The organism is Bittarella massiliensis (ex Durand et al. 2017) (assembly GCF_017566145.1).
GTDB classification, from domain to species: domain Bacteria; phylum Bacillota; class Clostridia; order Oscillospirales; family Ruminococcaceae; genus Bittarella; species Bittarella massiliensis_A.
This window is the reverse complement of record NZ_JABFCL010000050.1, coordinates 1-343: the sequence shown is the minus strand read 5'-3', so window position 1 is coordinate 343 and position 343 is coordinate 1. Positions and strand designations below refer to the sequence as shown.

General features: G+C 46.9%; 1 protein-coding gene. It reads left to right on the top strand.

Annotation, left to right across the window (positions count from 1 at the left end; translation table 11 throughout):
• Positions 1-112: 112 nt before the first annotated feature.
• The coding region (locus tag HJY11_RS13405) for a hypothetical protein (protein WP_208076443.1) at positions 113-343 on the top strand (231 nt) is incomplete at its 3' end.

Sequence of the window (343 nt, the reverse complement as noted above, 5' to 3'; positions counted from 1 at the left end):
CTGGAACAGTATGTAACAGCGCCAAAGACTATTTTGGAGATGAGGGAAGGAAGAGAAGGTGGAAATTTGTAGAAGAATTCTGGAATGGATCCGGAAACCCAGGAGAAAAGAGATGACAAAGAAGCAGGAAGAGGAAAGCGCGTGTGAAAGGGTTCCCGATGAGAGTGAGGGGAAACCAGATCAGGAACAAGAGCTGGTGGAGGAGATAGAGTCATTCAATGATGCGCTTTCAGAAATAGGGAAAACAGCACAAGAGGCTGCGGACTCATGGGATCAGTTTCACAAGGTTTGGGAGCAGGCGATAGAAGCTGTTGCGAAAAAGCTTGCGGAAAAATTTGCGAAG